Here is a 12,806-nt window from a genome sequence, read left to right as displayed (position 1 = left end):
CGCGAACCGCCGAACGGCTGGTCGTTCTGCTCGAGGAGCAGGAACGGCACGCCGCGCCGGGCAAGGTCGATCGCCAGCGCAAGACCGGCGGCACCGGCGCCGCTTATCAGGATGTCAAAATCGAAAGACATTGGCAGCTCCGCGAATCAATGTGTAATATGCACATATTGAGCATAAATGAGTGGGGCAAGAAGAAAGGTGAATAATACACACGATTCCGAAATCCTGCGAGGATTGCACGCCGCCATCATCGATCTGGTCGAGGAGATAAACCGGCCGAGCCGTGATGAGCGGCTGGTGGCCGAAGCCGGCATTCCGCTCGACCGCGCGCTGTTTCCTCTGCTCGCAAGCGTTGCCCGCTACGGCCCGGTCGGCGTGGTCGAGGTTGCGGATCGAACGGGGCGCGACCACACGACGATCAGCCGCCAGATGACGAAGCTGGAGGAACTCGGGCTGATCGAACGCCGCGCCTCGGCCACCGACAAGCGCGTTCGCGAGGCGACCGTTAGCGCGAAGGGACAGAAAATGGTTACAGCGCTCGATGCGGCGCGCGAACGATTGGCCAATCGCATCCTGGTTTCGTGGACCGATGCCGAACTCGACGACTTGCGGAGGCTTCTTCGTCGCTTCGCCGACGACCTCATGCGATAAATGCCTGCTTTGAACAGTCTATCCGAGTGCCGACGGCGCTTGAGTGTTCAGCCGTTCGAGATAGGCGCAGAGCATATCAGCCAGCGCCGCCGACCAGGCAGCAATTTCCTGTTTGGTCCTTGGCGTTTCCGAAAAACTGCTGCCGACCTCGCTCAGCGTCATCTTGATCAGATTGCCAGCAAGCATACGCGCGTCTTCGGATGCGCCCGGCAGCGCCTCGCCCAGAAATGCCCGGAAAATCTCGGCATTGTCCCTCTTCGCTTCGATCGCCTCGGGCGCGTCGCGATAGAGTGGCGCCGCATCACTGAGGGCAGTGCGGATCGCGGCCTCCTCGCATTCCGACCGAATGAAGGCATGGACCAACCGGCGTAACCGGGCGATCGGCAGCGTGGTCGCATCCTCCAGGATGCTCCGCAATAGCGTCGAAGTGCGTTGCCACTCGTCGCTCTGCAGGCGGAACAGGATCGCCGCCTTGTTGGGAAAATACTGGTAGAGGGAGCCCACGCTGACGCCAGCGCGCTCCGCGACTCGTGCGGTGGTGAATCGCTGCGCGCCTTCCTTCGTCAAAACCTGAACAGCAGCCTCGAGCACCGCCTCGACGAGCAGGTTGGAACGCGCTTGTTTTGGCTGCTTTCGCGAGGAAACGCGCGTGTTTCGAGCGGCGGTCATACGGGCGTCCTGCCAATGCGAATAGTCAAACCTGACGAACCAGTCGTATTTTCCGGGACGACAGGCAAGTCCCTCGCCTGTCTATCGGAGAACCCGGATGACGACGCTTTCAAGCGCCCCTGTGGCGCCTCTTCTCACGCGACTGTTTGCCGAGGCTGACGCCAACCCGCCGACGCGAAGCCCGGTCTTTGCCGGCACCACTGGCGACGGGCATCAGTTGATGATGCGCAGCAAGACCGAATATCGCGATTTCTATGCCAAGCTGAAGGATTACGCGCTGGCGGTGTCGCCCGAAGTGGGCGGCCTGCTCTACATGCTTGCACGAGCCACCAATGCACGCGCGGTCGTCGAATTCGGTACATCTTTCGGCCTGTCCACGATCTATCTCGCTGCTGCTCTGCGTGACAACGGCGGTGGGCAACTGATCACCAGCGAGTTCGAACCAGCCAAAATCGCCAGAGCCAAGGCCAACCTAGCCGAGGCCAAGCTGGTCGACCTGGTCGAATTCCGCGAAGGCGATGCGCTAAAAACCCTGGCGGTCGACCTTCCTGAAACAATCGACCTCCTGCTCCTCGATGGCGCGAAGGCCCTCTATTCGGATATTCTTGACCGGGTAGAGGATCGCCTGCGGCCGGGCGCAATCCTGATTGCGGACAATGCCGACTATTGCCCGGAATATCTGGAGCGCGTCGGCGATGTCGCAAATGGCTATATGTCGATGCCTTTCACCGACGACGTGGAGCTATCGATCCGTCTCGGCTGACCTCGGGGTGTCAGCGGCCCGGCTCCGCCAACGGAGCCGGGCACACGTGCGTCAAGATTTAATCGTTCGACCAGCGACGGCCCAGCCACGGAAATCATCTCCGACGCCAGGTCGCTGGCCTGAAAAGGGTCAGAACAGCCATCATCACGCTGGTTTGACGCGCGAACACATGCTTTGTTCTGGCCATGGCGAAACCGACCCAGGAACAGATCGACCAGCTCTCGCTGGCATTCGAACGCTTCACGCGGCGCTTCAAGGTGGCTGAGGCAGCAGCGGCGGCCGAGAACGCGCTGAACGCGCTCGATGCGCAAACGCTCGTCTTCATCAGCGAAAATGCGGGCTGCAACGCCGGCGAAATTGCCAGCTATCTCGACGTCGCCCCAACCACGATGTCGTCGGCGATCGAGCGGCTCGTACGCAAGGGCCTGATCGAGCGACGGCGGCCGGAGGAAAACCGCCGGTCCGTGGCACTGACCGCGACCCTCAAGGGCCTGCAGGCAGTCGACGATCATAAGGCTGGCTATCGCAACGCCTGCGAGGCGATGCTGCGGGCGCTCAATAGCAGGGAACAAACGCAGCTTATCCGACTTACGGAGAAGATCGCCGATACGAAAGTTGAATAATACGAAATTCGTACTATTCTGTCGGCATAGTCGGCACGGATTTTGAGCGCCGGCCTCAGCACGGAGGTGTTTATGCCCATATCGATCAACGGTGCCGACCATCCCCTGCCTGACGATCCCCGCGTCTCACTTCTCGACCTGTTGCGCGAGCGGGAGGGCCTGACCGGCACCAAACTGGGCTGCAACCAGGGCGCGTGCGGTGCCTGCACGGTCCTGCTGGACGGAGAACGCGTCTTGTCCTGCCTGACACTTGCCGTGCAGGCGGAGGGGCGCAAAGTAGTCACGGTCGAGGGTCTGGCGGGGCACGACGGAGGTCTCCACCCGCTGCAACAGGCCTTTATCGACCATGACGGCTTCCAGTGCGGCTATTGTACGCCCGGCCAGATCTGCTCCGCCATCGCCATGGCGCAGGAATTGGGGCGCGGCGACCCCAGCCACGTCACCGCCGACCTGTCGCATGGGCCCGACGGCCCAACGCGCGCGGAAATCCGCGAGCGCATGAGCGGCAATCTGTGCCGCTGCGGTGCGCATAACGGGATCGTTGAGGCGATCGAAGAAATGCTGGCGGGAGAAGCCGCATGACCCCGTTTTCCTATCGCAACGCGTCCGATCGCGCGGAAGCGCTGGCGCTTGGCGCAGCCGGTGATGCCCGCTTTTTGGGCGGAGGGACCAACCTCGTCGATCTGCTACGCCAGAATGTCGAAAGCGCCTCGGAACTGGTCGACGTCAGCCGATTCCCCGGCTCAATCCGTGAAACCGATACTGGCGGCTTGCGCGTCGACGCGTCGGTGAAGAACAGTGCGCTGGCCGCGCATCCGCTGGTCCGCAGCCGCTATCCCATGCTGTCGCGCGCCCTGCTGGCCGGCGCCTCGGCGCAAATCCGCAATATGGCGACGGTGGGCGGCAACATTCTGCAGCGCACCCGCTGCGTCTATTTCTACGATGCCGATGGCGCGCAGTGTAACAAGCGCCGGCCGGGCAGCGGTTGCGATGCGATCGGCGGATTCAACCGTTATCACGCCATTCTCGGCGCATCGGAGGACTGCGTGGCGACGCATCCATCGGACATGTGCGTCGCGCTGGTCGCACTCGACGCGGTCGTACACCTTGCTGCGCCCGATGGTGAGCGCACCGTGCCACTGGCCGATATCCATCGGCTTCCCGGCACACAGCCGGAGATCGAGACCGTGCTGCGGCCGGGTGAACTGATCACGGCCATAGAGCTGCCATCGGCCACTGCGGCCGCGACGAATTCCGAATATCGCAAGGTCCGCGACCGATCGAGCTATGCCTTCGCGCTGATCTCGGTGGCGGGTGGATTGGACGTGGTGGATGGCGCGGTTGCCGAGGCGCGCATCGCGCTTGGCGGCGTCGCTGCGAAGCCGTGGCGCGCCAAGCGCGCCGAAGCCGCCCTACGCGGCTTGCCGGCGACGCACGCAAGCTTTCAGGCCGCGGCAGAGGAAGAGCTGGCCGCCGCCCAGCCCCTGGAAGGCAATGCATTCAAGGTCGGCCTTGCCCAGCGCACCATCGTCGCCGTCCTCCAATCGCTGGCGGGAGACCACGCATGAGCAAGCTGCAAAACGCCTTGGTCGGCGGAATTCGGACCGTGCTCGGGCATGTTCCCGCGGCGTGGCTCCCCGGCGCCTCGCCCGATCAGCTGTCGGAAAAGCGAGTGGCGCTGGGCACCCAACAGCCACGTGTCGACGGCCCCGAAAAGGTGCGCGGCGCAGCCCGCTTCGCCGCCGAAGTGCCGATGGACAATCTGCTCCATGCCGCCTTCGTCCATTCCACGATCGCCCGTGGGAAGATCGCCGCGCTGGACGTTGCAGCGGCAGAAGCCGCGCCCGGCGTGGCGCTGGTGATGACGCACCGCAACGCCCCCAGACTGAAGATTCCACCCGCGATCGGCCTCACAAATCTGAAGGCCGCCGGCAACCACACGCTGCCGGTGATGCAGGATGCGGAAATTCGCTGGAACGGCCAGGTCGTGGCGGTCATCCTGGCCGAAACCCGCGAGCAGGCCGATCATGCGGCAACGTTGGTTCGCGTGCGCTATGACGCCGCTTCGTCCCGCACCCGGTTCGAGGAAGGAAAGGCGGATGCCCGCACGCCGGACTCGATCCTGATCGAGCGCAACCGGCTGGAAAAAGGCAATCCCGGCAAGAAGCTGGCCGAAGCCGCCGTCTCGATCGATGCCACCTACGCCACGCCGTGGGAAAGTCACAATCCGATCGAACCGCATGCTGCGACGATCGCCTGGCAAGGCGAGAAGCTGATCGTGCATGACGCGACGCAGATGATCAACGCAACGGCCGGCTCGCTGGCCAAGGTGTTCGGGATCAAGGAGACAGACGTCTTCGTCAGTTCGCCCTTCGTCGGCGGCGGGTTCGGCGCCAAGGGGCTGTGGGACCATCAGATCCTGGGTGCCGCCGCGGCCAGATTGGCCGGCCGGCCGGTGCGCATCAGGCTGTCGCGCGCGAGCATGCACCGCCTGGTCGGCGGCAGGACGCAGACCGAGCAGCGCGTGGCGCTGGGCGCCGACGCCGATGGCAAGCTCAAGGCACTGCTGCACCACGGTTACGCCACGAAGCCGCTTTATAGCAATTGTGACGAAGGGTTCAGCCTGACCGGCCGGTCGCTCTATGCATCTGAAAGCTTCGACATCGTTCAACACTATGTCGATCTCGACCTGCTGGCCAATTCCTTCATGCGCGGCCCCGGCGAAACGCCGGGCACTTTCGCCATCGAGTGCGCGATGGACGAACTGGCGCATGCGCTGAAGATGGACCCGGTCGAACTGCGTCGCCGCAATGTCGCGACCTCCGACCCCGTTAGCGGCGCGCCGCATTCGCAGAGCGACATGATGGCCGCGTACGACATGGGTGCGCAGCGCATTGGCTGGGACCGGCGCTCAGGCGCGCCGCGAACCCGATCCGATGGCGAATGGCTGATCGGCATGGGCTGCGCGAGCGGTACGTTCCCCTTCACGCGCATGCCCGGAACCTCCGCTCGGATCACGCTCGATTCCAGCGGGCACGCGCATGTCGCCAGCGCGGCGCACGAAATGGGCATGGGAACGGCAACGGTGCAGCGCCAGCACGCCGCCGACCGCCTCGGCCTGCCGCTCGACAGCGTATCGGTGACGATCGGCGATTCGACCCTGCCCTTCGCCAGCTTTGCCGGCGGTTCCTCACAAACCGCCTCTCTCGGCGCGGCGATCAGTGCGGCAAGCGCAAAGCTCGCATCCGAATTGCTGCGCCTCGCCGGCAACGACACCCCGCTGGCTGGTCTCAAGCCGGCCGAGGTGGAATTTGCCGAAGGCGGACTGCGCAAAATCGAGGATCCCTCGCGGCACGAAAGCTTCGCCTCGATTCTCAAGCGTGCGGCGCGCGAGGAAGTGCGCGTCACGGGCGAGAGCGCGGCACCGCTCGAAATGCTCAAATTCTCGATGCACAGCACCTCCGCGATCTTCTGCGAGGTGCGGGGTAAGCGACGTGACCGGCGAGATCCGCGTCGACCGGTTGGTTGGCGCCTTTGATTGCGGCCGAATCCTCAATGCCCGGACCGCCACTAGCCAGTTCAAGGGCGGCATGATCATGGGACTGGGCATGGCGCTGACCGAAGAGACGCTGCTTGACGAGCGCAGCGGTCGGATCATGAGCACTTCGCTCGCCGAATACCACGTGCCGGTCCATCTCGACGTGCCCGACATCGATGTGATGTGGACCGACATCCCCGATCCGCGAACGCCGATGGGCGCGCGCGGTATCGGTGAAATCGGCACCACCGGCGTTGCCGCGGCGGTCGTCAATGCCGTTTTCAACGCCACCGGCATCCGCGTCCGCGACCTGCCGATCACGCTCGACAAGCTGAATTTTGGCTAGCTGACACGAGCGAGATAGAGACTCGGATTAGCAATGCTTATGCGCTCGGCGATTCCCGCCTGAATTGCGGTCGACGAACCAGACCTTTGGTGGGGCATTGGCACATGCATCGGAGAAGGAAAGCCTGCGCGAGGGAAAGCGCCGCGAGACGCGTCGGCGGATTATCGAGACCGGGCTCAAGCTTTTTGTTGAGAATGGCTACGAAGCCACCACGTTCGATATGATCGCGCGGGCGGCGGGCATTTCGCGCCGCACGTTCTTCTCCTACTTCAAATCGAAGGACGATGTGTTGCTCGCGCGGGAGCGCAGCGGCTTTCCGCAAGCGTTGCACACCGCCATGCGGAGCAGTCTGCGGATCAGGCGCCGCTCGATGCCGCCCGGGATTGCTTTCTCAAGCTGGCATCGCGCTATGAGACGAAGGAATCCGCCTCTGTCGATCGCCTGCTGCGTTCGACAGAAGCGTTGCGCGCGCCCTGGAGGAATGGAGGACACAGGACTCCGGCCATTCCCCGCGGCATTATCTGCTCCGAAGCTTTGCGCTGCTGGGAAGCGAGATGACGAACGCGTCACGCTCTGCCTCAACGGAGAGATGATCACCGCTGGCCGCCAGGCATCGGGCGGCTCCCCTCAAGCTGCATCGCTTGCGTAAAAGCCCTCGCGCCGGAAACGTCGGCCCGGATATGTCTAACCGCCCGGCTCCAAGGTTCAACCCGACATCCTATATCTCGATCAGCAAGGAGACGCGCCATGACCGAGAAGACAATCAAAATCCCGGGTCCTGACCATCCGATCACGATCGAACGTAATCCACGGCGCGTCCTCGTCACGGCCGGCGGCAAAGAGTTCGCCAACACGGCTGCCGCGCTGACGCTGCGCGAGGCAAATTATCCGGCCGTCCAGTATATTCCGCGCGAAGATGTGGACATGGCTCATCGGCGGCCGGAAACTTGCCGTCTTTTTCCGAAGAAGCTCAACTTCGACCTACCAGCTCGCAAAGCTGGATAGCCGCCTTATACCAAGATTCAGTGATGAGACCCGTGTGTCCAGGCGCGTATGCCGAGCGACATGATCCGCCAGGGCTGCTCGAGCCTGTTCCAGGAGCAAGCCCCCAAAAATCACGATCTCCGAACCTTGGTATTACAGAAACTCCTGAAGGCATGGAACGAGATTCATGCCCTCACCACCTCAAAACGGCGATTGCCGGAGCAAATTTCGGCTCGAAAAATCCCATAAACCCATGTCATATCAATATGATAATTGAACTGCGGCACAAAATCTGGTATTTCCGCTATATCCGAGCGTGAAGCGGACTATCCATTTCCGCGGAAGCCGGGATAGAGCATCATTCCGCCATCGACGTACAGCGTAGTGCCGCTGACGTAATCGGCGGCATCGGATGCGAGCCAGGCGACCGCTTCCGCAACATCCTCCGGCTCTCCGATCCGGCCATAGGGGATCAGTTCGAGCAGTTTTTTCAGGCTCGCCTCATCGCCCCAGACATCCTTGTTGATCGGGGTGCGAATCGCGCCCGGCGCCACGGCATTGACGCGAATCCCCTCTCCAGCCACTTCCTGCGCAAGCGTTTCGACCAGCATGCGCGCGCCGCCCTTCGCCGCGGCGTAATTGATATGCCCGGCCCAGGGAATCGCGTCGTGGACCGATGTCATCGATACGATCGCCCCCTTTGCGCGAAAGGGACGGCCCGCCTCATCCTGTTCGCGAAACCGGCGCACCGCTTCGCGGCAGCACAGAAACTGGCCGGTCAGGTCAAGGTCGATGACCGTCCGCCACTGATCCAGCGTCATCTCGGCGATGCCCGCATCCTTTTGCGCACCCGAATTGGCGACCAGAATATCGACCCGCCCAAACGCCTGCTGAGTCGCATCGAACAGCTTCGCCACCCCGTCTTCGGAAGAAACGTCCGCGCCCACCGTTATCGCGCGGCCGCCATTATCCCGGATTTCGCCCGCCAGTTCTTCGGCGGGTTCGGGATGCGAATGATAGTTGATGGTGACGGCCGTACCGGCGAGGCCAAGCTTTCTGGCGACCGCCATGCCGATTCCCGAGCTGGCGCCGGTGACGATGGCGACGGGACTGTTGTTTTCTGTCTGGGTCATGCCCTGCGTAGCGTTTCGCGCGGGTGGTCGGTTCCGCGCCTGCCCGTCCTGTGACGTTCAGGCCTGACCGCTGCGCATCCACAGCCCGCCGGCAAGTCCGGCGACCAGCGCCGGAGCACCGGGCCGCACGAACAGCCAGTCACGAATAGCGGGTCCCTTTTCGGCACCGATCGTTCGTTTGTACCCGCTGTCCCCCGCGCCCCAGTCGACGCGCTCGACACCGGCTTCAAGCGCCTGCAGCAGATTGCGATAATATATTAGCTTTCCGGGCGAATGTTTTGCGTATTGCGGATCATAGCTGTTGGCGACGGCGTATTTTAGCCTGCCCGCATCAAGGTCGAACGAAAAGGCGGCGGGCTTTCCGTCGACGCGAAGCACCGCGGCGCGCATCATGTCGGCAATCACCGGGTCGTCGGCGGCGGCGCGCCAGAACGCGCCATGACCGGTGCGGGTGAATTTTGCATCGCCGCCATCGGTCTTCGCCGCGATCCAGCTTGCCTCCTCGATCATGGCCAGATCGTCGAACAGCGCTGCCGTCCAGCCGCGTCCGCCGACAAACGACCATTCAAGCGCGCCATGGCTGGCCAGATGTTTTTCATGATAGCGGTTCTTGCGCAGCGTCGAATTGCGCGGCCAGCTTCCGTCCGCACGCGCCACCGCCATATCCAGCATATAGCTGTCGGCAATGAAGCGGGGTATCGCACGCCAGCGCTGCGATGCAGCGGCGTCGCGAAGTCGCGCGAGTACGGGATCATCGTCATAGACCGGGCCGATGCGCAGCAGGTTGATTTCGCTGCTCAGCGCGGCCAGCAGCGCCGCATAGGCATCCTGCCCGGCATCGTCACGCGCGGGAAAACCGCGAAACGGCCAATAGCAGCCCGGGACTTCGGCAAAACGAAGCATCGTCGGACCGAAGTTCGTCATCGGCAGCGCAAGCACCGGTTCGCCTTCGCGTTTCACCACCGCTGTGCGGGCATTCCCACCATAGGCGCAAAGCGCGGCGGCAAACCATGCATAGCGAAGGAAGCGGCGGCTCTCCGGCCCAGCGGCCGCGACCGGATCGATCGCGCCCGACAACCCCTCGCCCATGGCCACGCTGTGCAGCGGCGGCAGGCGTTTGAAATCGGCAAGGGGCATCGGCTTCGTCATTATACCGGCGCTACCAGCTGTGGGTTACCAAGGAATGGATATGTCCGGGCCGTGCGGTTTTCGCGGCGAGGCGTTCTTGCACGCCAACCCCGCGCCGCCGCATAAGGGCGCGGCGAGCGCCATGACCGGGGCAGCCGGAAAACATCATGAACAAAGGGGGCAATCCTGCCGTTGACAGGGACTGATGCGACCGGTTTTTGCCGCCGCACGCGAACATCGATGAATAAGATGTTGTTCGCCGCGGCGAACATCGTCATGCTGGCCGAAATACTGCGCGTTTCGTCCTGGTATGGCGGAATCGGCACATATCGACGGCGGGGCGAAATCGGCCGCCGCCCGCTTCATCCGTTCGCGCCCGCAGCGGGCCGTACGCTTCTACCGGCCGGCGAGTGCGCATGTGCGAGCGCGTTGCCGGGCCGTGACAGACCCTTCGCACGGAGCCGTACATGACGCTCGATACCGAACGCCGTATCCTGCAACTGCTGATTGCGATGGTCGCCCTGTTTTCGCTGTCGGCGGCGGTGGTCAGCATTTTCCGCGGACCCGGCTGGCTCGGCTATCTGGGCAGCGTTCCGACCGATCTGGACAGCCATTTCCGCTATCTGTCGGGCGAACTGCTGGCGATCGCCATCGGCCTGTTCACCTGCATCCCGCGTATCGAAGCACGCGGATACCGGTTTCGTACGCTGGGATTTATCATCGTCGCGGGCGGTCTGGCGCGGTTCGTGTCGCTCTGGCAGGTCGGCCATCCCTCGCAAGGGCATATGGTCGCGATGGCGGTCGAGCTGATCGTCATGCCGCTGCTGCTGGGCTGGCAGGCTTTTCTCGCCAGCCGCTGGCGCGGGATGCGGATGCCGCTGCTGAGTTGACGATCGGTGGCGGGGCCTATTCCCCCGCGCCCTCAACCCCTGTCCCTTCCTTCAAGGTCGACTTGTATCCGGGCGCAACGCGCGCTTTTGTCGCCTGTTCATAGGCATATCCTGCCGCGAACAGCTTCGCCTCGCTGTATTTTGGGCCGATAAACGACAATCCGACCGGCAACCCCTTTACCAGCCCCATCGGCACGGTGAGGTGCGGATAGCCGGATATCGCGGGCAGATCGGCCGCGCTCGGCCCAGAAAACTGGTCACCATATACCGTGTCGGACAGCCAGGGCATGCCATAGGTCGGTTCTACCAGTATCGTCGCATTCGCCTGCTTCAACATCGTATCGATCGCGTTGGTGGCGAGGCGTTTCGATCTGGTGCGCGCATCGGCATAGGCAGGGTCGTCGATACCGCCGGTCTTGTCCGCCATTTCGAATATTTCCTGCCCGAAATAGGGCATTTCGGCCGCTTCATGCGCGTTATCGAAGGCGATGAGGTCAGCCAGCGTCTTCGCCTTCACCGCAGCGGGCGTATTGGCGAGATAGGCCGCCATGTCGCTTTTCAACTCCATCATCAGCACCTGAAATTCGGCATCGCCCATCCCCTTTGTATCGGGCGCCTTCACTTCGACCAGCGTCGCGCCAGCCGCTTCAAGCAGCTTCAACTGTTCGTGAAACCGCGTCATCAGCGCATCCGGTGCGTCGGGGTGGAGCACCGCGATCCTGACGCCCTTCAGCGCATCCTTCGACAGCCCGGAGGCATAGTCCATGCGATGCGCATCGGCGTCCTTCGTTGTGGGATCACCGGGATCGCTACCCACCATCGCGGTGAACAGCAGCGCGGCATCGCGCACGCTTCGCGCCATCGGCCCTGCCGTGTCCTGACTATGACTGATCGGCACAATATGCGTCCGGCTGACCAGCCCGATCGTCGGTTTAAGGCCCACCAGCCCGTTCATCGAGGAGGGGCAGGTTACCGACCCGTCGGTTTCGGTGCCCAGCCCCGCCGCGGCGAAGCTGGCCGCGACCGCGGCGCCGGTGCCGCTCGACGATCCGCATGCGGTACGATCCAGCGCATAGGGATTTTTCACCAGCCCGCCGACGGCGCTCCACCCCGACATCGCATGGATGGAGCGGATGTTCGCCCATTCCGACAGGTTCGTCTTGGCAAGGATGATCGCGCCCGCCGCCTTCAACCGCGCGACGACCGGCGCGTCGCGATTCGTGACATTGTCCTTCAGCGCAAGGCTGCCCGCCGTGGTGGGAAGCGGCCCGGCCAGTTCGATATTGTCCTTGATAACGATGGGAACGCCATGCAGCGGGCCGCGCACCCTGCCCGCCTTTCGTTCGGCATCGCTGCGCTTCGCATCGGCCAGGGCCTGCGGATTGACCGCGATCACGCTGCGCAGTGCCGGCCCCTTGCGATCCATCGCGTTGATCCGGGCAAGATAGGCGCGCACCAGCTGTTCGCTCGTCACTTCACCCGACGTCAGCGCGGCGGAAAGATCGGCAAGCGAGCGTTCCGCCACCTTTGGCAGCGCGACATCGCGCGGCGCGGCGGCGTGGGCCTGCGCCCCCGATTGCACGGAAAATCCCAGCGCCAGCGCGGCAAGGGCAAAGCGGATGGTCATCGAAAAATCTCCCCTCCGGAAAGGAAAGGGCTATCGTGCCGCACACTGCCGCTCAAGAATTTCCGGCGACGCGCTCGCTTTTCATTTCGACAAGGCGGCTCGCGCGCAAAAAACGCCACAGGCACAAAGGCCCCCTTGCGCGCTCCATGGGAATATTTTTTTGTTCACGCCCCGTTCTCTTGCGTGTCGCGGACCCGTTGGAAATCCACGCGTCGCGCCCTTTCGGCATCCGTGAAACGAGTCTTTTTAGCGATGAACCGAGCCGATGAACCATTATTTACCGGCTTGCGTCGAAGCGCGTTTAGGCACAATCTCTAGTGGTCGTTTGCGGGGGCAGACCCTATCGCTGGTAGCACAGTGACCGTGATGCATATTGCGGGACGTCCCTGCATGCGCGTGCGACGGCGCGATTGATCACTTTTTGTTCTCGCGCGACGCCGCCGGGATGATAGCA

The 12,806-nt window shown here is 63.1% G+C and carries 13 protein-coding genes and 1 pseudogene; 9 read left to right on the top strand and 5 right to left on the bottom strand.

The genetic code is table 11. From position 1 onward, the window contains the following. On the bottom strand, window positions 1-131 hold a 131-nt coding region (locus KY084_RS12860; protein ID WP_246587118.1), incomplete at its 3' end, for an FAD-dependent oxidoreductase. Between the two features lie 67 nt (window positions 132-198). On the opposite strand from KY084_RS12860, the gene KY084_RS12855 reads away from it, so the two are divergent. Next, window positions 199-651: a MarR family winged helix-turn-helix transcriptional regulator gene (locus tag KY084_RS12855; protein WP_219238870.1), complete on the top strand. Its 453-nt coding sequence runs from the start codon at window positions 199-201 to the stop codon at window positions 649-651. Between the two features lie 18 nt (window positions 652-669). Here the strand turns inward: KY084_RS12855 and KY084_RS12850 are convergent, their stop codons facing one another. Next, window positions 670-1,320 (bottom strand): TetR/AcrR family transcriptional regulator, encoded by a 651-nt coding sequence (locus tag KY084_RS12850; protein ID WP_219238869.1) that lies wholly within the window; start codon window positions 1,318-1,320, stop codon window positions 670-672. A 97-nt stretch (window positions 1,321-1,417) separates the two neighbouring features. Here KY084_RS12850 and KY084_RS12845 point away from each other — a divergent pair, with 97 nt between their 5' ends. The 7 genes and pseudogenes from KY084_RS12845 to KY084_RS12815 all read left to right on the top strand — a co-directional run bounded on the left by KY084_RS12845 (window position 1,418) and on the right by KY084_RS12815 (window position 7,595). After that, a complete protein-coding gene (locus KY084_RS12845) occupies window positions 1,418-2,083 on the top strand; it encodes an O-methyltransferase (RefSeq protein ID WP_219238868.1) in 666 nt (221 codons plus the stop codon). 185 nt (window positions 2,084-2,268) lie between these two features. Next, window positions 2,269-2,706 carry a MarR family winged helix-turn-helix transcriptional regulator gene (locus tag KY084_RS12840; protein WP_219238867.1) on the top strand — a complete coding sequence of 146 codons (438 nt, stop codon included), beginning with the start codon at window positions 2,269-2,271 and terminating at the stop codon, window positions 2,704-2,706. A 72-nt stretch (window positions 2,707-2,778) separates the two neighbouring features. Beyond that, entirely contained in the window at window positions 2,779-3,288 is a 510-nt protein-coding gene (locus tag KY084_RS12835) for a (2Fe-2S)-binding protein (protein WP_219238866.1), read from the top strand. Continuing rightward, window positions 3,285-4,274 (top strand): FAD binding domain-containing protein, encoded by a 990-nt coding sequence (locus KY084_RS12830; protein ID WP_219238865.1) that lies wholly within the window; start codon window positions 3,285-3,287, stop codon window positions 4,272-4,274. Before KY084_RS12835 ends, KY084_RS12830 begins: the two co-directional genes overlap by 4 nt. Next, a pseudogene (locus KY084_RS12825) lies at window positions 4,271-6,590 on the top strand (xanthine dehydrogenase family protein molybdopterin-binding subunit). The gene KY084_RS12830 and the pseudogene KY084_RS12825 overlap by 4 nt, the downstream one beginning before the upstream one ends. Window positions 6,591-6,687: 97 nt before the next feature. Continuing rightward, entirely contained in the window at window positions 6,688-7,239 is a 552-nt protein-coding gene (locus KY084_RS12820; protein WP_219238864.1) for a helix-turn-helix domain-containing protein, read from the top strand. A gap of 98 nt (window positions 7,240-7,337) precedes the next feature. Continuing rightward, window positions 7,338-7,595 (top strand): DUF427 domain-containing protein, encoded by a 258-nt coding sequence (locus tag KY084_RS12815; RefSeq protein WP_219238863.1) that lies wholly within the window; start codon window positions 7,338-7,340, stop codon window positions 7,593-7,595. 305 nt (window positions 7,596-7,900) lie between these two features. Here KY084_RS12815 and KY084_RS12810 read toward each other — a convergent pair whose 3' ends face one another. Together KY084_RS12810 and KY084_RS12805 are read right to left on the bottom strand one after the other, a co-directional pair. Further along, window positions 7,901-8,707 carry a glucose 1-dehydrogenase gene (locus KY084_RS12810; RefSeq protein ID WP_219238862.1) on the bottom strand — a complete coding sequence of 269 codons (807 nt, stop codon included), beginning with the start codon at window positions 8,705-8,707 and terminating at the stop codon, window positions 7,901-7,903. 57 nt (window positions 8,708-8,764) lie between these two features. Further along, on the bottom strand, window positions 8,765-9,856 hold the full coding sequence (locus tag KY084_RS12805; protein ID WP_219238861.1) for a GNAT family N-acetyltransferase: 1,092 nt from the start codon (window positions 9,854-9,856) through the stop codon (window positions 8,765-8,767). A gap of 446 nt (window positions 9,857-10,302) precedes the next feature. Between KY084_RS12805 and KY084_RS12800 the strand changes: the two genes are divergently transcribed. After that, complete coding sequence (locus KY084_RS12800) at window positions 10,303-10,725, top strand: DUF4345 domain-containing protein (RefSeq protein WP_219238860.1); 423 nt, start codon at window positions 10,303-10,305, stop codon at window positions 10,723-10,725. Between the two features lie 16 nt (window positions 10,726-10,741). Here KY084_RS12800 and KY084_RS12795 read toward each other — a convergent pair whose 3' ends face one another. Further along, the gene (locus KY084_RS12795; RefSeq protein ID WP_219238859.1) at window positions 10,742-12,352 is read right to left on the bottom strand and encodes an amidase; all 1,611 of its coding nucleotides are present in this window, start codon (window positions 12,350-12,352) and stop codon (window positions 10,742-10,744) included. Window positions 12,353-12,806: the final 454 nt, after the last annotated feature.

Source organism: Stakelama flava, assembly GCF_019351405.1.
GTDB lineage: Bacteria > Pseudomonadota > Alphaproteobacteria > Sphingomonadales > Sphingomonadaceae > Sphingomonas > Sphingomonas flava_A.
This window is presented reverse-complemented; position numbering and strand designations above follow the sequence as displayed.

Bases quoted from the DNA above. Each gene is read 5' to 3' on its own strand.
- KY084_RS12850 (WP_219238869.1), bottom strand. From the start codon at position 1,320: ATGACCGCCGCTCGAAACACGCGCGTTTCCTCGCGAAAGCAGCCAAAA.
- KY084_RS12845 (WP_219238868.1), top strand. From the start codon at position 1,418: ATGACGACGCTTTCAAGCGCCCCTGTGGCGCCTCTTCTCACGCGACTG.
- KY084_RS12840 (WP_219238867.1), top strand. From the start codon at position 2,269: ATGGCGAAACCGACCCAGGAACAGATCGACCAGCTCTCGCTGGCATTC.
- KY084_RS12835 (WP_219238866.1), top strand. From the start codon at position 2,779: ATGCCCATATCGATCAACGGTGCCGACCATCCCCTGCCTGACGATCCC.
- KY084_RS12830 (WP_219238865.1), top strand. From the start codon at position 3,285: ATGACCCCGTTTTCCTATCGCAACGCGTCCGATCGCGCGGAAGCGCTG.
- KY084_RS12815 (WP_219238863.1), top strand. From the start codon at position 7,338: ATGACCGAGAAGACAATCAAAATCCCGGGTCCTGACCATCCGATCACG.
- KY084_RS12810 (WP_219238862.1), bottom strand. From the start codon at position 8,707: ATGACCCAGACAGAAAACAACAGTCCCGTCGCCATCGTCACCGGCGCC.
- KY084_RS12805 (WP_219238861.1), bottom strand. From the start codon at position 9,856: ATGACGAAGCCGATGCCCCTTGCCGATTTCAAACGCCTGCCGCCGCTG.
- KY084_RS12800 (WP_219238860.1), top strand. From the start codon at position 10,303: ATGACGCTCGATACCGAACGCCGTATCCTGCAACTGCTGATTGCGATG.
- KY084_RS12795 (WP_219238859.1), bottom strand. From the start codon at position 12,352: ATGACCATCCGCTTTGCCCTTGCCGCGCTGGCGCTGGGATTTTCCGTG.